The organism is Gemmatimonas sp., from assembly GCF_044344655.1.
Taxonomy (GTDB): Bacteria; Gemmatimonadota; Gemmatimonadetes; order Gemmatimonadales; family Gemmatimonadaceae; genus Gemmatimonas.
On sequence record NZ_JBIJCN010000010.1, the window covers coordinates 23904 to 48118 of the forward strand.

Annotated in this window: 16 protein-coding genes; 2 read left to right on the forward strand and 14 right to left on the reverse strand. The window is 68.5% G+C overall.

Annotated elements, in window-relative coordinates; all coding sequences use genetic code 11:
- Positions 1-8 precede the first annotated feature (8 nt).
- Entirely contained in the window at positions 9-2480 is a 2472-nt protein-coding gene (locus ACIQ51_RS04890) for a dockerin type I domain-containing protein (protein ID WP_396203890.1), read from the forward strand.
- Between the two features lie 52 nt (positions 2481-2532).
- Here the strand turns inward: ACIQ51_RS04890 and ACIQ51_RS04895 are convergent, their stop codons facing one another.
- Positions 2533-4626: a TonB-dependent receptor plug domain-containing protein gene (locus tag ACIQ51_RS04895; protein WP_396203891.1), complete on the reverse strand. Its 2094-nt coding sequence runs from the start codon at positions 4624-4626 to the stop codon at positions 2533-2535.
- A gap of 103 nt (positions 4627-4729) precedes the next feature.
- Positions 4730-6199: a magnesium chelatase gene (locus ACIQ51_RS04900; RefSeq protein WP_396203892.1), complete on the reverse strand. Its 1470-nt coding sequence runs from the start codon at positions 6197-6199 to the stop codon at positions 4730-4732.
- Between the two features lie 413 nt (positions 6200-6612).
- Between ACIQ51_RS04900 and ACIQ51_RS04905 the strand changes: the two genes are divergently transcribed.
- The gene (locus tag ACIQ51_RS04905; RefSeq protein WP_396203893.1) at positions 6613-6807 is read left to right on the forward strand and encodes a hypothetical protein; all 195 of its coding nucleotides are present in this window, start codon (positions 6613-6615) and stop codon (positions 6805-6807) included.
- A gap of 94 nt (positions 6808-6901) precedes the next feature.
- Here ACIQ51_RS04905 and ACIQ51_RS04910 read toward each other — a convergent pair whose 3' ends face one another.
- From ACIQ51_RS04910 to ACIQ51_RS04965, 12 genes are all read right to left on the reverse strand, one after another.
- Positions 6902-7945, reverse strand: a complete 1044-nt coding sequence (locus ACIQ51_RS04910) for a YgfZ/GcvT domain-containing protein (protein WP_396203894.1) — start codon at positions 7943-7945, stop codon at positions 6902-6904.
- A gap of 79 nt (positions 7946-8024) precedes the next feature.
- Positions 8025-8609, reverse strand: coding sequence for a hypothetical protein (locus ACIQ51_RS04915; RefSeq protein WP_396203895.1), 585 nt, complete (start codon positions 8607-8609; stop codon positions 8025-8027).
- A 1-nt stretch (position 8610) separates the two neighbouring features.
- Positions 8611-9903 (reverse strand): M24 family metallopeptidase, encoded by a 1293-nt coding sequence (locus ACIQ51_RS04920; RefSeq protein ID WP_396203896.1) that lies wholly within the window; start codon positions 9901-9903, stop codon positions 8611-8613.
- A gap of 98 nt (positions 9904-10001) precedes the next feature.
- Positions 10002-10484: a hypothetical protein gene (locus ACIQ51_RS04925; RefSeq protein ID WP_396203897.1), complete on the reverse strand. Its 483-nt coding sequence runs from the start codon at positions 10482-10484 to the stop codon at positions 10002-10004.
- A gap of 191 nt (positions 10485-10675) precedes the next feature.
- Positions 10676-12073 (reverse strand): RagB/SusD family nutrient uptake outer membrane protein, encoded by a 1398-nt coding sequence (locus ACIQ51_RS04930; RefSeq protein ID WP_396203898.1) that lies wholly within the window; start codon positions 12071-12073, stop codon positions 10676-10678.
- Between the two features lie 17 nt (positions 12074-12090).
- Complete coding sequence (locus ACIQ51_RS04935; protein WP_396203899.1) at positions 12091-15375, reverse strand: SusC/RagA family TonB-linked outer membrane protein; 3285 nt, start codon at positions 15373-15375, stop codon at positions 12091-12093.
- Positions 15376-15613: 238 nt separating this feature from the next.
- Positions 15614-17920, reverse strand: a complete 2307-nt coding sequence (locus ACIQ51_RS04940; RefSeq protein ID WP_396203900.1) for a tetratricopeptide repeat protein — start codon at positions 17918-17920, stop codon at positions 15614-15616.
- Entirely contained in the window at positions 17917-18630 is a 714-nt protein-coding gene (locus ACIQ51_RS04945; protein WP_396203901.1) for a c-type cytochrome, read from the reverse strand. Before ACIQ51_RS04945 ends, ACIQ51_RS04940 begins: the two co-directional genes overlap by 4 nt.
- Before the next feature lie 35 nt (positions 18631-18665).
- Positions 18666-20084, reverse strand: coding sequence for a carboxypeptidase regulatory-like domain-containing protein (locus tag ACIQ51_RS04950; protein WP_396203902.1), 1419 nt, complete (start codon positions 20082-20084; stop codon positions 18666-18668).
- Between the two features lie 100 nt (positions 20085-20184).
- Positions 20185-21525, reverse strand: a complete 1341-nt coding sequence (locus ACIQ51_RS04955) for a (Fe-S)-binding protein (RefSeq protein ID WP_396203903.1) — start codon at positions 21523-21525, stop codon at positions 20185-20187.
- 13 nt (positions 21526-21538) lie between these two features.
- Complete coding sequence (locus tag ACIQ51_RS04960; RefSeq protein WP_396203904.1) at positions 21539-22723, reverse strand: FAD-binding protein; 1185 nt, start codon at positions 22721-22723, stop codon at positions 21539-21541.
- On the reverse strand, positions 22720-24141 hold the full coding sequence (locus ACIQ51_RS04965) for an FAD-linked oxidase C-terminal domain-containing protein (protein ID WP_396203905.1): 1422 nt from the start codon (positions 24139-24141) through the stop codon (positions 22720-22722). Before ACIQ51_RS04965 ends, ACIQ51_RS04960 begins: the two co-directional genes overlap by 4 nt.
- Positions 24142-24215: the final 74 nt, after the last annotated feature.

The following is a 24215-nucleotide window of genomic DNA, read 5'->3' on the forward strand; positions in this document are numbered from 1 at the left end:
GAGAGGCGATGAACGGAGGAACGGCGGGAGCGGTTGCCGCGGGCTTGCTTGGCGCGTTGCTCTTGGGCGCTCCTCTTTCTGCGCAGGAGCGTGAGGGAGATGCGGAGGCGCGGCGGAAGGCGCTCATCGAGCAGTGGGATGGGGCCGCGGGGAGCACCGAGGCCAACACGGGGGTCACGTTTGCCAAATGGCTCGCGGCGGTCGGCTCAGCGAGCGGCGCGGCGCTTCGTTCCTCGGTTACGGTGCCGCAGCCGCAGCAGTGGGTGAGCATCGGTCCACGTGGGCTGTACATGGACAACGGGTTTTACGGCTCGCTGCCGCAGCTCGACGCGGGGCGTGTGCCGACGCTCGCCTTTCACCCCACCGATCGCAACACGCTCTATGTGGGCACGAGTGCGGGTGGCGTGTGGAAGAGCACCAACGAGGGCGCGAGCTGGGTGCCGCTCACTGACACGGAATGCTCCCTGGTGACCGGCGCGATTGCGATCGATCCGGTCAATCCGGAGATCGTGTACGTCGGGACGGGAGAGCAAAACGAGAGTACGGCAGGGTGCGGCGTGCTGCGCAGCACCAACGGCGGCGCCACCTGGTCGGTGTACGCGCAGAACGTGACGGTCACCAATGCCGCCAGTGCGGCGCCGATCTACAGCATCGTGGTGGACCGTGCGAGTGCCGGGACCGCCAACGCCACCACGGTGGTGGCGGCCACCAACCGCGGCATCATCCGCTCCACCAACTCGGGGCTCACCTGGCAGCTGGTCACCGCGGCACTCACCTTCAGTGATCTCAAGCAGCACCCCACCGATCCCAACATCATGTACGCGGCGCGCTACGGCGTGACGGGGAGCGCCACGCCTCCCGGCCTGTGGCGCTCGATCGATCGCGGCGCGTCGTGGAACGCGGTGACCACGTTCACCACCGACTCGGTGATCCGCATGGAGATCGCCGTGTCGCGCGCGCGCCCTGGCAGTGTGTGGATGCTCGCGGGGCGCCCCGACCGTCAGCTTGGCGGCATGTGGCGCTGGGACGATGCCACCAGCACGCGCGTGTCGCTCGACGCCACGGGGCTGCGCGTGCCGGAGCCCAACGGCCGTCTCAACTTCGGCGGCCAGAGTGAGTACAACCTGATGATCGCCGTCGATCACGACGACGCCAACATCATGTATGTGGGTGGCGTGCGCGCGTATCGCAGCACCGACGGCGGCACCACGTTCCGTGAGATGGCCGAGCGCATTCACGTAGACTGGCACGCCATCGCAGTCGACGAGAACGATTCGCGCCGCGTGTTCGTGGGCAACGACGGCGGCGCCTTCCTCTCGCGGGATCGCGGCCTGTCGTTTCAATCCGTCAACAGCGGGCTCGCCACGGCGCTGCACTATCCCGGCCTGTCGCTGCACCCCACCGATCCCACCGGCGTGCTCACGGGGCTGCAGGACAACGGGACCATCATCACGCGCAACGGCATGATGCAGTGGACGGGCGTGTGGGGGGGCGATGGCGCCTTCACGGCCATCAACCCCGACAATCCCAGCATCTACTACGTATCGAGCCAGAACGGCAACATGGTGCGCATCAACACCGCCACCAACCAGCGTACCGGTATCGCGGTCGACACCGCCGTGGAACGGCGTCGCGCGTTCATCGCGCCGTTCGTCCTCGACCCCACGCGCTCCACTCGGCTCTATTTCGGTGGCGCCCGCCTCATGCGCTCGGAAACGCAGGGAGGGAACTGGGTGGCGGTGTCGCCCGATCTCACGCGTGGCTCGGGGACGATCAATGCCATCGCCGTAGCGCCCACGGATTCGAACGTGCTCTTCGTGGGCACCAACGACGGCAACGTGCGCTACACGCGTGACTTCGGGGCCAACTGGCTCGTACCGGCCACCACGTTCCCATCGCGTACGGTCACGGATTTCGCCGTGGACCCCGCCAATGCCAACCGCGCAGTGGTCCTCTTCGGTAGCAGTGGTGGTCCGCACGTGTACCTCACGGGCGATGGCGGCGCGAACTGGACCGATATCACCGGAACACTGCCCGACGTGTCCACGCAGGCCGCGGCGTGGGGGCCGGGCGGGCGCTTGTACGTCGGCAATATGTTCGGCGTATACGAAACGGCGAATGACGGGGTGACCTGGACCCGCAATGCCGGGCTACCCACCGTGCGCGTGACGGACCTCGTGTACAACCCGCGCACCAGCCGCCTCGTGGCCGCTACTTACGGCCGCGGGATCTGGAGCTACGACTTCGCCGCCCCCGGCGCGGTGCTACGTGGCGACGTGAACAACGACGGCAGCGTGACCGCCGCCGATGCACTCCTCATTCAGCAGGCGCTGATCGGGGTGCAGATCCCCAGCGCCGTGCGCCTGTTCCCCGCCGCCGATGCAAACTGTGATGGCCGGATGCAGGTGCTGGACGCGCTGCTCGTGCTCAAGTTCGCAGTGGGTGAGCAAACGGCGACGTGCGTGGGGACGGTGCGGTAACGGGGCCACGCTTCGTGCGGGACGCCGCCCGTCGTTCAGCCCAGCGGCGGCGTCATCCGATCGTCACCCCAAAGCGGACGGTCCTTCCCGCCTGCGGCAGACCACACTGGTCGTATGCTGCGCGGTCGCCGATGTTGTCCACCGCGATGATGGCGGTAAGGCGCTGCAGCAGGCCGCGTGAACGTATTGCGAAGGTGCGCGTGACCGCGGCGTCGCTGATGGTCTGTGCACCGAGCTCCACCTGCCGGCCTAGGTCAGGGTGCTGGCAGTATTGCGCGCCGATGTGACGTGCCATGAGGCTCGTGCGCACGCCGCGCCACGCGGGGCTCGTGACCGCGAACGATGCTCGGCGCTCGGGATTGTGTTCGGCGCGGCGTTCGTTGTTGGCGTTGCCGGTGATCGTCTGATCGATCACGCGGATGTGCTGCAGCGTGGCGTCGGCGCTGATGGTGGCGCCCTTGAGGGCGGCGGGGGCGTAGCTGGCGAGCAGCTCGATCCCTTCGCTGCGAATCTGATCGCGATTGATGCGGCGGAAGAGCCGATTCGGGAGCGTGATACGCACCACAGCATCATCGAGGCGATGCACGAAGCCCACCGCCTGCAGCTGCAGGCCGCGGTCAGCGAATGCCCCGCCCGAAAGCGTGATCCCCGACTCGATCCCCAGCAGCGTTTCGGGACGGAGCAGAGGATTGGGGTCGAAGCGATCGAGCGCGCCGCTGTACAGCTCGCGGAGCGCGGCGAAGCGTGCGCGGCGGCTGCCCGAGGCGTGGAGGCGTACGCCGTCGGTGAGGCGGAGTGTGGAGCCCACGCGCCAGCCGGCGCGGGCGAGCGTGCCCAGCGCCGGACGGCCACCGGTTTGCGGCGTGCGCGACTCGTCCTGTACCACGCCGCCGCTCACGAGCAGGCGTTCGACGAGCGGTACATCCAGCTCGGCGCCGACGCTCGAGAGCTGCTGCTCGTAACGCGAAGCCGAAGCGGTAGATCGCTGCGCGTTGAGCGTTTCGTCGTACACCACGTTGGTCACCGTGCCCGCGAGGCGAAACTGCGCGTTGCGCGGCAGCGAGTGCGTGCCCTCAAGGCGGTACACCGTGCTCGCTTCACGGCCCAGCTCGCGGCTGGCGAGTGTGGTGTATGTGCGGCTGCTGAAGTTTTCGATGTCGAGCCGCTGGTTGCTGCGTCCGGCGCTGACGCTGAGGGAGCCATAGCCCATCGGCGTTTGCTGCAGCCCCGTGCCGCCGCTCAGGATAGCGAGGGTGCGCTGTTGCGAGGGGTAGCGCCAGAAGCGTGGCGACGCGAGGTGCTGCTCGGGGGCCACGCCGCGCTCCGTGTCGTAGCCGGTGGCAGTGAGCCCCACGAACGCGCCGCGGCGATGGTCGTAGCGCAACGCAGTGAAACCATCCACCTGCCGTGCGTCGGTGTTGGTGCGGAGCGCACGGTTGGCGGGATCGCCGGGATCGGCCGTGCCGCCGGTCACCACATCGCCGAGCGCGCGGCTGGGGAGCGCAACCCCTTCACGCGCGCGGGAGGTGATCCCGCCGCGGACGCGCAGCGTGCCTCCGCGTACGGAGAGCGGAACGGCGCCGTTCACCGACAGGATGCGCGACGCATACTGATCGAAGCCGGTGCCGAGCTGCAGCGACGGCGCGCTCTTGGCACTGCGCGCAAGCGGCCCATTGAGATCCATGCGGATCACACCGCCCAGCGTGTTGGCGCCACCAAGGAGCGTGGCGAGGCCTCGCACCACGACGATCTGCTCCACGCCCGTGGTGGGAATGAGTGACGGGTCGGTGCGTGCGTCCCACCCCACGGTGAGTGGCAGCCCGTCGAGCATGACCGCCGCCTGACGCGAGTCCGAGCCGCGTACGCCGATCTCCATTTCGCCGCGCGAATTCTGCCGCACGAGCACGAATGCCGTCTGTCGCAGCACGTCGCCGATATGTGGCGCCGGTGCGAGCGGTACGGGGAGGGAATCGGGGCGGATCGTAACGACGGTGGCGCCACCCGTGACCGACGGGGCACGAGCGCCCCGCACGGTCATGGGTTCAATACGGCGAGCCGCCGAATCGCGGGGGGGCTGGACGGCCTGTGCGCCGGCCTGAGACGCGAGGGCGAGAAGCGAGAGGGACAGCGCAAGACGGGAACGCATCCCGCAACGTGGCGAGGGCAGGCTTAACCGGAGATTACAGCAGTCGGGGCGCGCTTCGCGCGGACTTCGGGAGCGGGTTACTGCGGTCAGCCCAGACTGCAGTTCACCCGAAGTACTCCTGTCCCGGCTTCCGTCGCGACTCCCGTTCCGCCCGTCCGTACGCCCCCGCATCGCTGCGCGAGATCTTGCGGCGCGCCACGAGCGCCTCGAGCACGAGTTCGCAGGCCACGACGATCATTGCGTCGTCGCCCTTTTTGGCGAGGCCGAGGATGGTGACCATGTCAACCAGGCCGGGCACCAGGTCGAAGCCTTTGCGTACCACGTGGAGGGCAATGTCGTCGCCCACCTGCAGCGCGCTGCCCTTGTCGAACCACATGATGATCTCGTCGGTGTCGAGATCGCCAGCCCGTTCGCGCAGGGTGGCATCGCAGGCGCGGCGGATGAGTTCCCTGGCGATCGCCGCGCCGCCCACGAGTTCGCCCTCGTACTCGAGTTCGATCTTGCCGGTAATGGCGGGGAGGGCGGCGTACACGTCGGCCACGCGTGGCACGGCCTCCCCGTCGCCGTTGCGCAGTGCGCGCGCCTCGGCGTTCGATACCACGTTCTCCATCGCGGTGATCGGCATGCGTTGCGACACGCCGCTGCGCTTGTCGATGCGCTTGTCGTCGCGCGCCTCGAAGGCGATGCGCTCCACCACTTCCTCGATGAGATCGGGGACGCGGATGTCCACGCTGTGGTCGCGCTGGGTCCACGCCTCCTGTCGCGTGATACTCACGCCGAGCTCCACGCTCTCGGGGTAGTGCGTGATGATTTCCGACCCGATGCGGTCCTTGAGCGGCGTGATAATCTTGCCGCGCGCGGTATAGTCTTCGGGATTGGCGGTGAAGCAGAGCAGCACATCCAGTGCGAGCCGCACGGGATAGCCTTTGATCTGCACGTCGCCTTCCTGCATGATGTTGAAGAGCCCGACCTGCACCTTGCCCGCGAGGTCGGGGAGTTCGTTGAGGGCGAAGATGCCGCGGTTGGCGCGCGGCAGCATGCCGTAGTGGATCGTGAGTTCGTCGCTCAGCAGGTGTCCGCCGCGCGCGGCCTTGATGGGATCCACGTCGCCGATGATGTCCGCCACGGTGACGTCGGGGGTGGCGAGCTTCTCGACGTAGCGCTGCTCTCGGCCGACCCAGGCGATGGGGGTGTCGTCGCCGGCCTCGTCGATGAGGGTGCGCGCGAACTTGGAGATGGGCGCGAACGGATCGTCATTGACCTCGCTACCGGCTACGACAGGCATGGCCTCATCGAGGAGTGTGACGAGTGCGCGCAGGATGCGCGACTTGGCCTGTCCCCGCAGCCCCAGGAGGATGAAGTTGTGCCGCGCGAGCAGGGCGTTGACGATCTGCGGCATGACGGTCTCTTCGTAGCCGAGTACGCCACGAAAGAGCGGCCCGCCATCCTGCAGACGCGCAATGAGGTTGCGACGGATCTCGTCCTTGACGGATGTCGGACGATTGGCGGCATAGCCGGAGCGCTTGAGCGCGCCGAGGGTTTCGGGGAGTCGGGGCACGATCGTGTGAGGCACGGGGGGATGGAGGCATCGGGAACTCCGCTCCATCAAGGCACGGTCCTAAAGCGCACAAGCCGTGCGAGTAGTGCCCACGGTGTTGGCGGTCTGCGCCGGGTTAGCGGCGCCGGAACGCATGGGCGGACCCGGGAGGCCGGCGCTGCTCAGCGGAGGGTGTGGGGTGCGGGTACCGGATTTCGGGTCATGCGACTGGTCACGCGGGACCCGCTATTTTCTGAAACAGCTGAAAATCTTTGTCTCGCAACGGTTTCGCGATCGTGGATCGGCGCGAGAATGCGAGAAAGGAGTCTTGACAGCGGCGTGCACTGCCGTATGTTTCTGTCGCTTGACCCCGTCGGCACATCAGCCGGGGGGGCCGTGCGCTTTCTGGACGCACGGCGCACATCACCGCACCGTTGGAGTCCTCCACTATGAAGCGCATCGCTCTCGTCGCCGCTGCTATCGTGCTCGCCGCCTGCTCCGCCAAGGAAGAGGCCCCGGCCGCTGACTCGGCCGCCGCTGCTCCGGCTGCTGCTCCGGCCCCCGCGCCGGCCATGGATTCGGCCGCGATGGCCGCCCCGGCTGACTCGGCTGCCGCGCCGGCCGCCGACACGACCAAGCACTAAGCTGCTCGGTTGACGGAAGAGCGGGCCACGCGAAAGCGTGGCCCGCTCTTTTTTTGTCCGTGAGTGACGGCGGCGGGCCGTTTGCGATGCGCCGCTATTCCGGAAACGGCAGCACCACCATCCTCGCCTCGATCTCCCGTTCGCCCGCCTGCACCCGGAGGGGATCGCCGGGCTGCACTTCACGGCGGAGCATCGCCAGCGCAATCGGTCCGAGGCGGGGGGAGATCACGGTGCTCCGCACCTCGCCGACGTCCTTGCCATTGCCGTCGAGCACGTGGGCGTGCCGCGGTATGGGTTCACCGGCCACGAGGCCCCGGAGATGGCGGTTCACGTGACCACGGAAGTGCACCCGTGCCACCGTTTCCTGGCCCGTGTAGCACCCCTTGGTGAACGAGATCGCTCCCAAGGTGTCGAGGTTGGCTTCCTGCGGGATCGTGTTCTCGTCCATGTCGATGCCGAAGGCGGGGCGGCCGCCTTCGACGCGGGCAAGCGTCAACACATCGCGAGACGCGCGGCGCATTGCGGAGGCTTCGAGGCGGGCGCGGACCAGGTCGGCATTCGTGGCTTCGGTCAGCAGCATGAAGCCCGGGATTGTCCCCGCAGTCGGCACGCGCGCAAGGCGCACGCACCCCGTGCCAATGTTCCACAGGCCATGTGACCACACTGGCCAATCGGCCAACCCGCACACCATGACGTCGCCGAGGTTCTCTACGGTGGATGCGGCCCCCCCAAGGTTGGCGACCGCCTGCACCGCGTTGATGCCGTAGATCATCCATGTCGCCCATCGCGTCGACTCGTCGGTGACGGTGGCGAGGCGCGGATTGATGTACTTGCGCGCCAGCTCCATCCACGCCGGGGCGCAGCGGCGCTGCATGGTCAGCAGGAAGCGGTCGTCGTCGGTGCGCGCGATGTACATGTCGCACACGACCTTGCCCTTGGGGGTGAGCGCAACGGCATGCTGCCCCATGCCCACGGCAAGCTGGCTGACGTCATTGGTGACGAGTCCGTTGAGCGCATCGACCGCTTTGGGGCCGTGAATGCTGCTCCAGTGACTCATCGATTCAATCCATACCGCCTCGCGTCGCAGGTCACGGTACGACTCGACGTCGTCGGGAGACAGCGGCAATGGGTACCGCAAGTCAGGTGCGGAATGTGCAGTTGGGTCAGTCACAAGTCGAAGGGTAATTGAATACGACAAACAATACAGCCGGTCCTGCTCAATTCGATCCTGAAGGGAATGTTACCTGAGAAACGACCGTCTTCGCCACCGCCGCCGTTGCCGCATGCGCTTCCCATGCGGTTCTCTCGCTCACGGTGATCGCCAGACTTTCCAGCCGTTGATCAATCGCCTGCCAGCTGCGCTCGAGTGATGGTACCACCCCGCGCGGTGGGTCGTCGCTGGCGCGCAGGAGGTGCACCACGTGTTCGAGCCCGGCGAGCGCCAGCAGCGGTTCCACGTCGCGCCGTTCGCTGTCGGCGCGTACCACGATACGATCACCTCGGCCCACGGCGGCGTGCAGCAGGCCAAGGGACTCGCGGTCGAACGATACACCGTGCGCCACCAACGCCCGATAGCTTCGCTGCGCGCGCATGGCCACCAGCTCGGCGAGTGTGGGATCGCTCGCCGCCGTCGGCAACAGGAGCTGCGCTGCCTCGAGCATCGAGCGCCCCGGGATTACCGACTCCACGCGGGCGGTATCGATCACGTGCCCTTCGGCTTCGACGGCGAGCACCAGCGACTGCGCGCGCAGCGGGATCGTGGCGGCGAGGACGCCGTCGAAAGCGAAGATGCAGGCGCGCATGTCAGAACGGCTTTTCGAGGCTCTCCGACTGCGGCGTGAACAGCTCGGCACCGTTTTCGGTGATCACCATATCGTCCTCGAGACGGATGCCGAATTCACCGGGGATGTAGATGCCCGGTTCGTCGGAGAACACCATGCCGGGGGCCAGGGGCAGGGTATTCCCCCGCACGAGATACGGCCACTCGTGTCCATCCATGCCCATCCCGTGTCCCACGCGATGCGAGAAGAACTTGTAGTCTGGACCAAAACCGGCATCGACGATCACCTGGCGTGCCGCGGCATCGACGGCTTCGCAGGGTACGCCGGGCTTGGCGGCGGCGAGCGCGGCGCTCTGCGCCTTGAACTCGATTTCGAAGACGTCCTTCATGCGCTGGGTGGCCTTGCCCAGCACGAACGTGCGCGAGATGTCGGAGCTGTAGCCTTCCACTTTGCATCCGCCGTCGATCAGCAGGATGCTCCCTTCCTGCACGACCTGGGGCGTGGCACTGCCGTGCGGCAGCGCGCTGTACTTGCCCACCTGCACCCCGGCGCTCCCGCTGTAGCCGAGTCGCTTGTGGGCGACCTGCACGAGCTCCTCGAAGTCATCCTGCGTCATCCCTTCCTTGAGTGACTTGTAGGCCGCTTCGTAGGCAATCAAGGTGACCTTGCTGGCGTGCCGCATGAGCGCGAGTTCGTGCGCGTCCTTGAAGATGCGGCAGCCCGCGGTGACGGGGGTTCCGTTTGCCGTTCTGACCTGTGGGATGTGCGCGGCCCCGTCGCTGAACTGGAACTTGACCGTCTCTTCCACGCCGATCGTGGCGGTGGAAAGACCGCGATCCTTCAACCCCTTGGCGAAGAACTCGTACGGGTTCTCGTGTTCTTCCCACGCGTACACGGTGGCTTCCTTGCCGAGCGGTCCCATGTGCGCCTGCTCGAGCGCGCGCTCTTCCTCGAACTTGGGCGTCACGAGGAACGGCGCGCCCTTGGCAGGAATGACGACCGCGAGCAGCCGCTCGCTGTTGCCCCACCGCATGCCGGTGAAGTACTCCATGCTCGTGCCGCCGGCGAGCATGAGCGCATCGTGCTTGTTCTCCACCATCAGCCGGCGTGCCTTCTCCAGTCGCGCGCGCCGCTCGTCGACGGAAATGGGTACCACGCCGTCGGTCATGGGCGTGAGCGCCGCAATGGCGGGGGGCAGCTCCGACGCCGCGCTGGTGCCGCCGGCCCCGTCGGCCCCCGCCTTGGCGCAACCGGTGAGCGTGAGGGCGGCAAGTGACGCGGAGGACGTGGCGAGGAAGTCGCGGCGGGAAGACATGGGGAGCGGTGGGTTGGTGGGGGGAACGGTGGGGGGAACGGCGGGTGAAGCGGGAGTGGGCAACGGTGGGAGCGATTCGCGGTTCGCCGTTGCCTCCGTTACGGCTGTATGCCTCCGCCGCCGCCCGGCCCGTCGCTCGATGCGCTCGCGGCCGTTGTGGCACCGAGGGCGGTGGCAATCACGGCGGCCACGCCGATCACGAGGCCCCAGGTGCGCCGCTTCGAAAAGACACGTTCGGAGACGCGCTCGATATGCGCGCGGGCAATGGTGGCGCTGGCGCCGTTCTGCGGGAAGCGTTCGCGCGTGACGGTGCTGACCTGCGACACCATCACTTCGATCGAGTCGGTGGTCACGCGCACGATGGTGCCGTCCACTTCGCGCACGTTCTCCCCGAGTCGTTGTTGCACGGCCATCGTGCCGGCGGCGGTAAGCAGCAACGTGGCGTCGCCGGGCCTGGGGGCCGTGCCGTTGGCCACGGGCACGTAGCTGTAGCAGCCCATGATCGGCAGCGCGGTGGTCCACGCGGCGAGGGCGAGCACCGGGGCAGCGGCGCGGCGGAGGCGAGTCTGCGGTGTGGGCATGCGCAGAAGATACGACCGATTCACGAGGGGGGACAGAGAGCGGCTGCGCGTGCGCAGGCACAGCCCCGACTCCCCCCCGACACGCGAAACTCCCCGCGGTTCACGAGATGCTCGTGAGCCGCGGGGAGTTTCGGATCCCGTGGTGCGGGGGTCGGGCTCAGCCCGACCGGTCCGCTGCTACATGGTGCTGCTTATTGGCACGCCGCCGGACGATCCTGCGCCGGCTGCGGGGCCTTGGGGTTCTGCTGCCGCTCGTTGTACGAGATCGGGAAGAAGCACGGCTTGTTGCCGCGCGTGCTCACCCAACGATCCGCACGGATCTGGAAGCGGTAGTGGTCCGTGAGGCGACGGGCCTGCAGGAACAGGTTCACCTGGCGCGAATGGACCAGGATGTCGCGCGCCGACACGGGGCTCGCCGGGGTCCACTCCGGCAGGCCGTCCACCGCGCGGATCTCGTTGATGCGCTGCTGGAACGTGGCGGTGTTGCCCGAGGCGAGTGCGGCTTCGGCGAGGATGAGGAGCATTTCCTTCGCCGAGCTCGCCGTCCAGCCCACGTTGACCGTGGAGGAGAGGCGGCAGCACTCGTCGATGTTCTTGAGCGTCACCGGATCCGTGGTGCCCGTGATGGGGTCACGCATGGCGATACCCGCGGCTCCATCGACCGGACGCGTGCCGGCCGCGTTCGGCACGATGTAGCGGTTGCCGGCGCGGATTTCGAGACGCGAGTTCATCTCGGAGCCCGTGGAGAACCAGCCACCGGCGTTCTGTGCGATCACGTCGAAGCGGTAGCGCGCGCCGTTGTTGCCGAACGCGGCGAGCGCGGCGGCAGCATCGGCGTTGGCGCCTGCATCGTTGATCAGCGGGTTGGCCGGGAAGCCGCGCGGGGTGCGCAGCGTGGCCCACACCGCCTTCGACCACTTCGCGCGCGCCTGCATGCCGAGCAGACGGGCCCGGAGTGGCTGGTTGTTGAGCGCCGTGGCCACGGTGATGCCCTTGCCGGTGTACACGATGGCCGAGTCGAACATGACGCGCATGTTGTTCTCACCCACCGGGTCGCCGTTGTTCACGCGATCGGACGAGATGATGAAGTTCTCGTAGTTCTCGCCGATGAGCGTGTAGATCGTGGCCGCCAGGAAATACGCCTGCGCCAGATCGGCGCGGTTGCGCAGCGAGTTGGTCTTGTCGTACCCCTCGAGCTTCGGGATCACGTAGTTCGCCATCCAGCGGGCCTGGCTCACATACGGATACTGGCCGTCGGTGTACTCGTTGAGCGGGTCACCCAGGTCACCCACGTCGAGCAGGTTCCAGTATTCACGGGAACCCACCCACGTGAGCTCGTCCGACGCCGCGCCGCTGGTGCCGGTGAGCTGGTTCCCTGCCGCGTTGACGGCGCCGTACAGGCCCGTCACCAGCGAGCCGGCAGCGGCCGACGCGGTGGCGATGGCGTCTTCGGTGACGGCGTTGGGGTTCTTCACTTCCGTGGAGAAGACCGTGCAGGAGGCCAGCGAGGCGGCACCCAGTACGGCGGCTGCCGTGCCGAGCGCCTTACGCAGGCGTGCCGATCCCCCGATCGTGTTTCGATGATGCATACGGGTTCGGGCTCCTATCAGAAGTTGAGGTTGAGCGCGAGCGAAATGCGGCGCGGGATCGGGAGACCGAAGCCGTCCGTCGCATTCTGGAAGTTGTCCTGCAGGGCGCCCACGGAGCCGCGACCGTTTTCGTTCGACTCGGGGTCCTGACCCGGATACTTGGTGAAGAGCAGCAGGTTACGACCGGCGAACGTGATGGCCGCGTTGCGGAAGCCGAGCTTCTTGGCGAGGTCAGCGCCGAGGTCGTAGGTGACCGCGAGTTCGCGCCAGCGCAGGAAGTTGCCGTTCTGCGCCTGGTACAGGCCCGGCTCCAGGAGGCGACGATAGCCGCGGATGTACGTCTCGGCGGCCGCCACGCGCTGCTCCGGCGTGCTGGCCGGGTTCTGCATGACCGCCTGGATTTCGGAGAATTCCTTGCGGTTCGAACCGATCGACGGATGCTGCGAGAGGCGGAAGCCGTCGGTGAGGTTCGAGATCATGTAGCCGGTGCGGTACTCGAGCGTGGACTGGATCTTCCAGTGGTTCGCGAACGACCACGTGCCACCGAAGGCGCCGGTCCACGTGGGGATGCTCTTGCCCACGTTCTGCTCGAAGAGGATGCCGCTGCCGTCGTAGTCGGCGATCAGCGGCTGCAGCGCCGACTGGACGGCCGACGTCTGGATGTCACGCGGCTGCGCGAAGTAGGCGAGCAGTTCCGCACGCGTCGCGGCGGTGCCGCGGCCGTTGAAGCTGATCGGGATCTGGTCCGCCGCGTTGTAGCAGGTGATCGGCTTGTTGGCCGAGTTGGTGGCGGGCACCTGGCCGCAGGCACCGGCGAGACGGGGCTCGTAGATCGAGCCGAGCGGCGCGCCTTCCTTGAGGTAGATGCGGTAGCGCGCGTAGCCGCCCGACACGCGAATGGCCGGCGCGCCGCCGAGGCTGGCCAGCGTCTGGTTGAGATACGCCGCGTTGGCGAACAGCTCGAGCTTGTTGGTGTTCTTGTTGATCACCTGCGAGCGCAGGCCGATTTCCATGCCGTTGGCGTTGATCTCACCGATGTTGGTGAGCTGCGCGTTGCGGAAGCCACCCGACGTGGGGAAGGTGCGCGGCACGAGGGCGTCGGCCACAGTGCGGCGCCACGCGGTGTACTCGAGGGCGACCTTGTTGTTGAACAGGCCGGCTTCGAAGCCGCCTTCCATTTCGGTGGAGATTTCCGGGCGGAGGTCCGGGTTGCCGAGCGCCGACGGAATGAGGCCGGCACCGACCGCCGTGACCTGCGGCGCGAAGGTGGTGAACTGGTCGAAGGCGCCGGGCTGACGGCCCGACTGCCCGATGGCGGCACGGAGGCGGAACGTGGAGACGAGCGTGCTGTTCCAGCCCGAGCGATCCGAGGGCACCACGGAGAGCGAGACCTTCGGGTAGAACACGCCACCGGCGTTTTCGCCGAACGCCGACGAGAAGTCGTAGCGGCCGCCGACGGTGCCGAACACCCAATCCTTCCAGCCGATCTGCGACTGCGCGAAGTAGCCGCCGTTGACGGTGGTGAGGAACGACTCACCGGCCGAGATGTTCTGGCCGCCCGCGCCCACCACTTCGATGCCGGGGCCCGGGAAGAAGTTCGACGACCCGGAGTTCGTTTCCGTGCGGTTGTTGAAGACCTGCAGACCCGCGACGTTGCTCGTGGTGAACGGGCCGAAGTCACGGTTGTAGGCGATCTTGCCGTCGAGCGTGAGCACGCGCGTGCCACCCGAGAACACGGCACGCGAGCCGTCCGGGTTGTTCGACGTGAAGAGGTCGACGTTGTAGCCGAACGGCGAGAAGCCGAAGTCGCGCTGCGCGGCGTAGTCGAAGCCGAAGGTCGACGACAGCGTGAGGCGCTCGGTGGCGGTGTACGAGCCGTCGAGCGTACCCACGTAGCGCTGCACGTTCGACTTGTTCGTCTGGTACATCGCTTCGCGGGCCGTCATGAAGGCCTGGTTGCCGAAGCGGTTGCCGGCGCCCGAGCAGACGCCCGGCGACACGTACGACGAGAGGTTGCAGTTGGCGAGCTCGGGGCGCGCCATGTACGACAACGAGTTCACGCCGTAGATGTTGTTGTTGTTCTCGGGCGCTTCGTTGGCGGTGTTGAAGTACGAGTTGTTGAAGCGGACGCGGAGGTTCTTCGTCGGGATGAGCGAGAAGTTGGCCGACGTCTGGATGCGGCGCACCTTGTCGCGGGCCGGACCGATGTCCTCACCGCCGAACGGGCCGTTTTCGTTGTAGTAGCGGCCGCTCATGAAGTAGGTGAGCGACTGGCCGCCACCCTGCACGCTCGTGGACAGCGTGTTGCCGAGCCCCGTTTCCGTGAAGTAGTCGCGGAAGATCGGTACCTCGAAGACCTGGAACGCCTTGAGGCCGGGGATGCCCCAGAACTGCGCCAGCGAGTCGGCGCGCGGCTGCGAGCGGGCGAAGCCGGAGTTGTGGGCCACGGCGTCGCCGAAGCTCACCGCGTCCTGCTGCAGCTGCATCGTCCAGCGCGGCGACGACGACGAGCCGGCCTTGGTGAAGAACTGGATCACGCCGTTCGAGGCTTCCGTGCCGTACAGCGTGGCCGCGGCCGCGCCCTTGAGCACTTCGACGCGCTCGATCGTGCTGGGGTCGATGTCGTCGATACGCGACGGCGAACCACCGCCGCCGGTGCCGATGCCGAAGCCGCCGCCGGAGTTGATACGCACGCCGTCGACGAAGATGATCGGCTCGTTGGACTGCGAGAGCGACGCGTTACCGCGGATGCGGATCTTCGCGCCTTCGCCCGACAGACCGCCCGACACGAGGCCGGACACGCCCGGCTCACGCGCGGTGAGCAGGTTCGAGATGTCGTTGATGGGCGCGTTGGCGGGGGGCTGGATGACGGCCACCGTGTTGCCCAGGCGCTTCACTTCCGTCTTCTGGCCCGAACCGGTCACGACGACCTGGTTGAGCTGGATGGCCGACACGGTCACGGCGAAGTCGCGCTTCACCGTCTGGCCGGCGCTGACCTGCACCGTGCGGGTTTCGCGCGAGTAACCGATGGCACGCACCCGCACGACCACGTCGGCCGTGGCGCCGGCGACGGGAATACCCGTGATGCGGTAGTTGCCTGATGCGTTGGTCATCGCGCCCAGCGTGGTGCCGTCGATCGTGACTTGCACGTTTTCGAGCGGGCGCTGGGTGGCAGCGTCCGTGACGCGGCCTTCGATGATGGCTGGGTTCCCCTGGGCATGACTGCGTGCCAACGGCACGGCCAGGGCGAGCAGCAACGCGGCGACGAAGCGTGAGCTTCGCGCGAGAAGAGCTCCGGGCATTCCTTGCCTCCTGCAGGTACGAGGGATGAACCCGACGTGGAGGTCGGGTACGACGAACAAGCTCCCGAATATGCGCCTCGTGTCTCAAACCGGCAACAATCATTCGGGGCGTTCGTCCCCTCTTTTCGCGTCTTGTCGTCTACTGAAAACGGCGTATCGGGAAGTCCGGCCTCAGGTCACGGACTCCGTGGGACGAACCGCGGTCCGCCGTCAGCGGTCCGCCGTCAGCGGTCCGCCGTCAGCGACCCGCCCCTTTCGCCTCGAGCAACGCGTCGAGCAGCTTGGCGGCCTCGGGGTTCGCTGCATCCAGGGCCAGCGAGCGGCGGACGGCGCGCTCGGCGCCGGCCAGGTCGCCCGCCTTGAGGTGCACCAGAGCCAGTTGGAAATGGCCGCTTGCCAGCCCGGGATCGCGCGCCAGCGCCTGTTCCAGCCATGGACGCGCCTCGGCGGCCCGGTCGGCCCGCAGCAAGGTGGTGCCGAGGTTGAGGTACGGGAGGGCCATGGTGGGGTCGAGGGCGATGGCGCGTTCGTAGGCGGCCTGCGCGCCGGCCGCGTCGCCCCGCTGCTCCAGCGTCACCCCCAGGTTGACCTCTGCCAGCGGCTGGCGGGGGTCGGCCCGGAGCGAACGCTGGTAGGCCGTCAGCGCCTGATCCACATCGCCGCGGGCGGCATGGGCGAGGCCGAGGTTCACGAGCAGCGCCGGGGCGTTGGGGGTGACTTCGAGTGCGGCGCGGTAGGCGGCCGTGGCCGCATCGAAGCGGCCGGCCTCCCGGGCGGCGTCGCCGATCCCCCCCAGGACGGCGGCCCAGCGGCGGCGCAGCGCGCTCCGGTTGGCTTCGGGTTCGAGGTGCCGCGCGAGCAGCGCCCGGATGCGTCGGTCGTCGCCGCGCGTGTAGTGCAGGGTGGCCAGCGCGAGGGCCTGGATATCGAGCTCCGGGCTGTCGGCCAGCGCGGTGAGGCGCTCCTGGGCCGCTGCCGGCAGGTCGCTGCGCGGGGCCGTGCCGAACCGATCGAGCCATTCGCCCAGCCCGGCGATCTGCGCCGGTACGTGGCGGGAGGTGGGGTGCAACAGCAGGGGTGTCGCCCGCGTTTCGTCGGTCACGCCACGCGCGGCGAGCACCCCGGCCACCGCGGGCTCGTGCGGCTTGAGGGTGCCCCACCACGCGGTGGCCTGCGCGTCGAGCGCCTGCACGCTTTGGTTGGCGTGGCAGGAGCGACAGGCGCCTACGAGGCCGAGCGAGGCGTCGAGCACCACGCGCGGAATGGCGATCGTGTGATCGCTCCGCCCGTACCGGATCGCGCGCCCGAGTTCGTGCTGCTGTTCGTACGGCATGTGGCATGACACGCAGTTGCTGCCGCGGCTGCCCACGGGGTGCTTCGTGTGGGCCGTCACGTTGTCACGTTTGCTAGCGTGACAGCTGGTGCACTGCCGGTCGTCGACCCGCCCGGGGATGGGCTGGCCGTCCACGGTGCGATAGCCTTGCGAATGCGGATCGTGACACGACGCGCAGGTCATACCGCCGTTGCGATAGCAGTCGCTGGCGTAGTGCCCCTCCTGATACGCGAACGTCCGCGTGCGCCCGTCGGGCGTGAAGGGCTTGTCTCCCAGCTGCGTGAGGTGGACCGCGTAGTAGTCGGTGAGCTTCGCGCCGGGGACGTAGCCGTTGGCCAAGCGGGTCTTGAGTGCGTGGCACCCCATGCAGGTGCCCACCGACTCGTCCTTGGAGAGGGTGGCGAGCGACACGAGGCCGATGTCGGCCGCGGTGCTCCCCGCCTGCATGCGCTGCACGTGCGTCTTCGCGGGGCCGTGGCAGCTTTCGCAATCCACCGCATAGCTGCGCACGTCGGTGGACCACTGCTGGCGGGTCTCGTCGAACGAGACGGTGATGTTGCTGCCGTGGCACGACTGGCAGTTGCTGAAGCGGGGGTCGTCGCCGAGGATGCGCGACGGCGGCCAGTCGCCGCAGTCGGCGAGCTTCAGGCGAGGGGTGATGGGCTGCCATCCCCGATCGACGCGCGTGCCCGTATGGCAGAACCAGGTGCGGTTGTGGCGACTCCAGTCGAAGGGGAGAAAGCGCACGGTGCCGTCGCGCCAGTTGGTCACGAAGCCCTGCGTACCGCCGCCCTCCATGTGCCCGCCGCCGATGACGCCGGTCACGCGATAGGTCGTGTCGGTCTCCCCGGCGCGTTGCACCACGAACTCGTACGCGCCGTCGCGCACCCGCGGCACGACGGTGGCGTCGGCGAAGCGGATGACCCGCCCGTCGAAGGGGGCGATCACCTTTGCGGGGTTGGTGCGACTTCCCGGCACGCCACCGGCATTCCCGTGCGTGGAGGCGCTCCACGCCTTCGATTGCTCCGCGTGGCAGCCCACGCAGGAGGCCGATCCGGCGAAATCGGTGGGCTGCGGTGCGGGGGCGGGTGCTTCGAGGGCGGCGGTGGTGAGTGCGGTGGGCTCGTCGGTTGTGGCGGCCGGTTCCGAGCAGGCCGATAGGCAGAGAACGGCCACGATGACGGCGACGGCAGCGGAGGCGGCGGAGCTCACGGTGTTCCCCCGTCGCGGGACCACTGCGGCCCCTGGCACTTGCACAGCGTGCGGATGTACGCCACGAGCGTACGAATGTCCGGTGTGCCGAGTGAACCACCGAAGGCGGGCATGCGGTGACTGCGGTTCATCACGCTGCCGCCGGCCTCGATGGTATCGAAGAGGGCGTCGTCGCTGCGGGCACTCATGGCCTGACGGCTGCTGTGCTTCGCGGGAGGCACGGGGAGTGCCTTGGCGTTGGGGCCGTCACCGTTGCCGGTGGCGCCGTGGCAGCCGGCGCACCACTGCCGATAGAGCGCCTTGCCGTCGGGCGTGGTGGTTGCAACCATGGGTGCGGGCTGGTCCACGATGCGCGCGGGATCGCCGCCGAGATAGCGCACGAGGAGCGCGCGTTCGCTGGCGGGCATGCGCACCCGCGGCATGGCGGCGCCTGGCTTGGTGTGCTGCGGGTCGCTCACCATGGCGGCGATATAGGCGGGATCGCGGCGGGTGCGTACGTCGTGCAGCGATGGGGCCAGCACGCCGCCTTCGCCCCTGAGCTGGTGGCAGCCCAGGCAGCTGGCCTTTTCGCGCATCAATCGTTCGGCCTTGGCGGAGGCGAAGGCGGAGAGTGGTGGCGCCGACGCTTGCGCCGAGGCCTGCGCCGAGGGCTGCGCCCGCCCGGGCGACGGAGTCAGGAGGCACAGTGCCGGCAAGGCGGCGAGTCTCATGCGCCTCAGCGAGGGTCGCACTAGCGAGGGCCGCATCAGCGGCGCGCGGGCGGGTCGTCGGTGCGCGCGCCGGTCCAGATCACGGCGGAGCCGCAGCCGTTGCGCGTCTGGAACTGCAGCGGAATGCTGGCAATGCGCGAGTAGAGCTCGATCGCGCGCACGTCCTTGGGGTTGATGATGTTGTCGAGGTCACCGTCCTCGATATTCACGTACAACCCATTGATGAAGATCGCCGGCGCGCAGTCACCGGTCATGCCCGTGCTGCGGATCAGCACGCGATCGCGTCCAAACTGGCCGGGCATGGTGACCACGCCGGGGATGCCACGGAAGATGTCGCCCATGTAGGTGGGCGCCTTCTTCTTGATGTCGTCTTCGTCGAGGAAGTGGCCGAAGCCGGTCTTGCGACGGCGATTGAATTCGTCGAGCGGTACCGCGCGGTTGGCGCGTACGCGCATGGTGTCGATGCTGGTGACGAGCGGTGTGAGCACCATGTCGGCCACGCTCTCGCGCGCGGCACTGAGATCGATCGTGGCGCGATGCGGCTGGTAGCCGAGCGCGCGTGCCTCAATGGTGTAGGTACCCTCGGGCATCGCCACGATCTGGTACTGTCCCGCGGCGTTGCTGGCCACTTCCACGCCGGTGCCCCACACCGTCACGCGCGCGCCGGTGATCGGTTGGCCGGTTTGGTTGCGCGCCACCCCGCGCACGGAGGCGGCGCCGGTGAGCGTGCTGGAGGTACGTGACGACTTGGCTGCCACGCGGGTGGCGGGCCCGATGTACAGGTCGCGCAGCAGCAGGCCGTGGCGCGGAACCGCGAGTTCGGCGAAGCCGCTACTGTCGCTGCCCGCGAAGCCGCGCACGATGATGGTGCCGTTGGGGGGGACGCCGCAGACCGCCACGGTGCCCTCCGCGTTGCTGCTCGCAATGCGCACATTGGGGACGCGCTCGAGGCGTTTGTCCACGATGCGATTGGTGTTGTACTGGGCGCGTACCCGGGCCGGCCCCGTGAGCGGCGTGCCGTTGGTCTGCCTGACGGTGCCGAAGAACATGCCGCGCGGGAGCTCGGCGCTCGGCGCGCCGCACCGGGCCTCGATGAGCGTGCCGGCCGATGGGGTCCCGAGGCCGATGGTGATCGTTTCGGTCGTGCTCACTTCCACGCGAAACAGATTGCTCTCCACGCCAAGGGTGTCGAGCACGGGGTGGAGGAAGCCGGCGAGATAGACGCCCGCGGGCACATCGTCGAACTGGAAGATCCCCTGGAGGTTGGACACCGCGGCGAGGATGCGGCCGGGGGTGTCGGCCGCGACGAGCTGCACCGTGGCACCGGTCAGTGGCTTCTGGCGGATGCTGTCGAGCACCTCACCGCGCACGCGGGCGCGCACGGGGGGCTGCGCCGGGAGGTGAGCGGCCAGCAGCGCGGACGAGAGCAGGAGGGGCAGGACGAGACGCGGCATACCACACGTTACGAACCTGCTTCCTCTGGGGCCAGAGGGGAGCGGCGCGGGCGAGTGGTGAGGGGCTCACCGCTCCCTCTCAGCCCTCACCGCTCACCGCTCACCGCTCGTAGCTGGCCGCGAGCAGTTCGACCGGGTGCGCCACCGCGGTCTCGCTTCGCTCCAGAATCAGTCCTGCGCCGATCTGCATCATGCACCCCGGGTTGCCGGAGGCCACGATCTGGGCGCGGGTGTCGTGGATGCGTTGCAGCTTGGGGGCGAGCACGGCGTCGGAGGTCCCAGGTTCGATCAGGTTGTAGATGCCGGCGGAGCCGCAGCATTGATCGGTGTCTTCCAGCGGCACGAGTTCGAGGCCGGGGACCGCCTGCAGCACGGCGAGCGGCGGTTGCACGATGCGCTGTGCGTGCATCTGGTGGCACGGGGCGTCGTGCGTCACGCGCACCGGGACGGCGCGGTCGCCGGGCACGGGGCCGGCGGACGCGAGCAGTTCGCTCACGTCGCGTGTCTTGTGCGAGAGCGCAGCGGCGCGCGCGGCCCAGGTGGGGTCGTCGTGCAGCAGGTGGCCGTACTGCTTCAGCATCGCACCGCAGCCGGCGGCGTTGACCACCACGAGGGCGGCATCGGACTGCTCGAACGCGGCGATATTGGCGCGGGCGAGCGCGCGTGCACCGTTCAGATCCCCGGCGTGCGCGTGCAAGGCACCGCAGCAGCGCTGGCCGCTGGTGGTGCAGGGTGTGAACCCGTTGGCCTGGAGCGCGGTGTGGGTGGCGTCGTTGACGTGCGCGAAGAGGCCGGACATCACGCACCCGTCGAGCAGCGAAACGCGCGAGGGACTGGCGTGGGGAGCGGCGGCACTGCGGGAGCTCGAGGGACGGGCGCTGGCAGTGCGGGAGCGTGAACTGCGGGAGCCCACAATGCGGGTCGGAGAGGTGGACGCGAGCATCGCCATGGGGAAGGCGAGGCGGCGGGGGAGCAGGCGGGCGAGCACCCGCGGCAGTCCAGTGGCGCGGAAGGCGCGGGCACCACGCAGCGCCGTGCGCAGCAGCAGGTGGTTGCTGAACACGGCAAGGATCACCCGCGCGATCAGCGGCAGACCGCGCGCGGGGGCCATCGTGGCGCGCGTGGCTTCGAGCAGGTCGCCGTACGGCACGCCCGACGGACAGGCGGTTTCGCAAGCACGACAGCCGAGGCAGCGGTCGATGTGTTGGGCGGCACCTTCATCGGTGAGCGGGATGCTGCCCTCGAGCATGCGCCGCATGAGCACGAGGCGCCCGCGCGGCGAATCGTTTTCGTCCTCGAGATTCACGTAGGTGGGGCACGCCTGCAGGCAGAAGCCGCAGTGTACGCAGGCGTCGAGCCCAGCGGAGGCCTGTGCGAGCGGCGAACCGGGCAGGGCACACCCCGGTGCGGGGATACGCGTCGTCGATGCGGAGGGCGCCATGATGGTAAGGACGTCAGTACGCGGCGGGCGCGTTGGTCGTGTGTGGCACCGCGGCGAGCGGGTTGAGTATGCCGCGTGCATCGAAGCCCCGCTTGATCTCCGCTTCGATCGGCGTGAGGACACGCGGCGCGGCGCGGTACTGGTCGACGACGACGGAGATGGGGTGCGTGGCGCCGCCCGCGGCCGCGCGTCGACCCAGGGTGGCGATGTCGTGATCGAGCGCCGACGCGTGTGCGACCGGCACGAGCACGCGCAGGCCCCCCGTGGCGGGATCGAAGCGCAGCGTACTGGAGGGAAACACCTCACGCGCCGCCCGCACCAACGGCACGGCGTCGGAGAGTGGCATGCGTGCCCGCACGACGACCGTGTTCCGGGGCGTGGCCCGCACGGCATCGAGGTGAGCGCCCCCCTCCTCCCGCAGCGACCAGTGTTGCCCGTGTTGTGGGAGGAGGCCCATCGCGCCGACCCGATCCATGAGTGCGCTGGTGCGCGCCGCGTTGCCGGCGCAGCGTGCCCAGAGCACCGGGTCGTCGTGGGCGGACAGTTCGAGCAGCATGGGGAGCGGCGCCCGCTGCATCACCAGCCGCGGGATCACCTCGGCGACCGAGTCGCGCAGCGGGGCGCGCACGAGGGTGTCGTGCGGCGGGCGTGCGTGCAGGCGCAGGCTGACCTCGGTGATCACGCCAAGCGTGCCGAAGGCGCCGGTGTGTAGTCGCACCAGATCGAAACCGGCCACGTTCTTCACCACGCGGCCACCGGCCCTGGTCACGGCGCCGTCGCCGGTGACGACTTGCACCCCCAGCACGAGATCGCGCGCGGTCATGTCGGCCAAGGGGAGCGGCGCTGGGGACGCCGTGGCGATCATGGCCCCCACGGTCGCGTCGACGATCCCGGGTGCGGCGCGATCCTGCGTGGCGTAGGGGGCAATCGCGAGCATCTGCCCGTGTGCGCCAGTCACCTCGGCGAGCTCCGCGAGCGTGGTGCCGGCGCGTACGGTGATGACGAGGTCTCCCGGGATGTACTCCACCACGCCACGCAATGCCGTCGTGGACAAGGCCTGGGCGGTCGCCCACGGGCCGCCGCCGTGCAGCCAACTGCCGCGCCCCTGCACGCGCAACGGCTCGGTGGCGGTACGCAAGACGTCGCGCAACTCGGTGACCGAGGCCGGTGTGATCATCGTCGTGTCGGTGCCGCTCATGGGCGGGCGCCGCTCCGCGACGCGCGCGTCCCGTGCCATTCACGACAGGCATGTACCGGCACCACCTTGCCAGGGTTGGCGCGCCGATCGGGATCGAAGGCGCTTCGCACGCGGCACATCGCGTCGAGCGACTCGGCGTCGAAGAGCGAGTCCATGTACGGCAACTTGTCGAGCCCCACGCCGTGTTCGCCGGTGATGGTGCCGCCGGCGCGAACGCAGGCGTGCATGATCTCCGACATCGCCGCGTGCACGCGCGCGCTTTCGTCGGCATCGTCGGCGTTGTACGGAATGTTCGGGTGCAGGTTGCCGTCGCCGGCGTGGAACACGTTGCACACGCGCACTCCGTGGCGCGCACCGATGGCGTCGATGGCGGCGAGCACGTCGGGCAGTTTCGTGCGTGGTACGACGGCGTCCTGCACCACGAGCGCGGGGGCGAGGCGCCCCATGGCGCCGAACGCCTTCTTGCGCCCCTGCCAGAGGCGCAGGCGATCCGCGGCTTCGGTGGCCACGCGCACCCCGCGGGCACCGCTCGTCATGCAGGCGTCGCGAATGAGGGCCACGTCGTCGTCGAGGCCGTCGGGCACGCCGTCCACCTCGCAGAGCAGGATCGCCGCGGCATCCACCGGATAGCCCGCGGCATAGATGCTCGCTTCCACGCAACGGATGGTGGCGTTGTCCATCATCTCGAGGGCGGCGGGCACGATCCCGGTGGCGACGATGCGCGAGACCGCGTGCGCGGCATCGTTCACGCTCGAGAAATCGGCGAGCAACGTGTGCACGGCATCGGGGAGCGGCACGAGGCGTACGGTGACCTCGGTCGCAATGCCGAAACAGCCTTCACTTCCCACGAATGCGCCGAGGAGGTCGTACCCATCCGCTTCGCGATAGGCCCCGCCGAGGCGCGTGATGGTCCCGTCGGGGAGCAGCACCTCGCACTCCACCACGTGATTCATGGTCACCCCGTACTTGAGGCAGTGCGGCCCACCGGCATTTTCGGCGACGTTGCCGCCGATCGTGCAGACCGTCTGGCTCGAGGGATCGGGGGCATATTGCAGCCCGTAGCGCGTGGTTTCGCGCGAGAGCTTCGCATTGACCACGCCCGGTTCCACGCGGGCGAGCCGGTTCACCGGATCCACCTCGATGATGCGCGTGAGGCGATTGAGCCCGATCAGCACCACGTCGTCGGCGAGCGCTCCGCCGGAGAGCCCGGTGCCCGCGCCGCGCGGCACCCAGGGCACGCCCTGCCGCGCGAGTTCACACACGACGGCGATCAGTTCGTCTTTCGTGCCCGGCAGCACCGCCAGCGACGGCGTGGCGCGGTAGCCGGGCAGTCCGTCGGCGTCGTACGGCGCCAGCTCCGGGCGCCGCACCTTCACCCAGCGGGCACCGACGATGGTGGAGAGGGACGAAACGAGCATGCTGCAAGATATGCGGACGGCGAAAGAAACGGCGGGCACTCGCTCTCTCGAGTGCCCGCCGTTTCTCCTGTCTG

What these genes read in the sequence shown, in the direction of transcription:
- ACIQ51_RS04890 (WP_396203890.1), top strand. Translation starts at nt 9, where the DNA reads ATGAACGGAGGAACGGCGGGAGCGGTTGCCGCGGGCTTGCTTGGCGCG.
- ACIQ51_RS04895 (WP_396203891.1), bottom strand. Translation starts at nt 4,626, where the DNA reads ATGCGTTCCCGTCTTGCGCTGTCCCTCTCGCTTCTCGCCCTCGCGTCT.
- ACIQ51_RS04905 (WP_396203893.1), top strand. Translation starts at nt 6,613, where the DNA reads ATGAAGCGCATCGCTCTCGTCGCCGCTGCTATCGTGCTCGCCGCCTGC.
- ACIQ51_RS04915 (WP_396203895.1), bottom strand. Translation starts at nt 8,609, where the DNA reads ATGCGCGCCTGCATCTTCGCTTTCGACGGCGTCCTCGCCGCCACGATC.
- ACIQ51_RS04920 (WP_396203896.1), bottom strand. Translation starts at nt 9,903, where the DNA reads ATGTCTTCCCGCCGCGACTTCCTCGCCACGTCCTCCGCGTCACTTGCC.
- ACIQ51_RS04925 (WP_396203897.1), bottom strand. Translation starts at nt 10,484, where the DNA reads ATGCCCACACCGCAGACTCGCCTCCGCCGCGCCGCTGCCCCGGTGCTC.
- ACIQ51_RS04930 (WP_396203898.1), bottom strand. Translation starts at nt 12,073, where the DNA reads ATGCATCATCGAAACACGATCGGGGGATCGGCACGCCTGCGTAAGGCG.
- ACIQ51_RS04935 (WP_396203899.1), bottom strand. Translation starts at nt 15,375, where the DNA reads ATGCCCGGAGCTCTTCTCGCGCGAAGCTCACGCTTCGTCGCCGCGTTG.
- ACIQ51_RS04945 (WP_396203901.1), bottom strand. Translation starts at nt 18,630, where the DNA reads ATGAGACTCGCCGCCTTGCCGGCACTGTGCCTCCTGACTCCGTCGCCC.
- ACIQ51_RS04950 (WP_396203902.1), bottom strand. Translation starts at nt 20,084, where the DNA reads ATGCCGCGTCTCGTCCTGCCCCTCCTGCTCTCGTCCGCGCTGCTGGCC.
- ACIQ51_RS04955 (WP_396203903.1), bottom strand. Translation starts at nt 21,525, where the DNA reads ATGGCGCCCTCCGCATCGACGACGCGTATCCCCGCACCGGGGTGTGCC.
- ACIQ51_RS04960 (WP_396203904.1), bottom strand. Translation starts at nt 22,723, where the DNA reads ATGAGCGGCACCGACACGACGATGATCACACCGGCCTCGGTCACCGAG.
- ACIQ51_RS04965 (WP_396203905.1), bottom strand. Translation starts at nt 24,141, where the DNA reads ATGCTCGTTTCGTCCCTCTCCACCATCGTCGGTGCCCGCTGGGTGAAG.